This window comes from Mycolicibacterium tusciae (genome assembly GCF_002086795.1).
GTDB lineage: Bacteria > Actinomycetota > Actinomycetes > Mycobacteriales > Mycobacteriaceae > Mycobacterium > Mycobacterium tusciae.
Window position 1 is genome coordinate 1 of sequence record NZ_MVIM01000065.1, and the last position, 398, is coordinate 398.

At 64.3% G+C, this 398-nt stretch carries 1 protein-coding gene; it reads right to left on the reverse strand.

What is annotated here, in order from left to right:
• The coding region (locus tag BST47_RS30130) for a condensation domain-containing protein (RefSeq protein WP_133056270.1) at window positions 1-398 on the reverse strand (398 nt) is incomplete at both ends.

Sequence of the window (398 nt, forward strand, 5' to 3'; positions counted from 1 at the left end):
CCTGCGGTCGGCTCACCGTTCGGCTGCCAGGCCAACGCGACCTGGACCAGTGGATGATGGGACATGCTGCGGGTGGGGTTGAGCCGCTCGACGAGTACCTCGAACGGCACGTCTTGATGTTCGAAGGCGGCAAGGCTGCGCCGGCGCACCTGAGCCAGCAACTCAGCGACGGTGGGATCGCCGGCAAGATCGACACGCAACACCAACATGTTGACGAAGAACCCGATCACGTCATCGAGCGCGGGATCGCGTCGTCCGGCGATCGGGAACCCTATCGGCACGTCACCGGTGGCACTGGTTTCAGATAGCAGGATGGCGAGGGCGGCCTGCATGACCATGAAGTTGGTTGCGTTGTGTTCGCGGGCTACCTCACGCACCCGCTGCTGCAACTCCGCGGG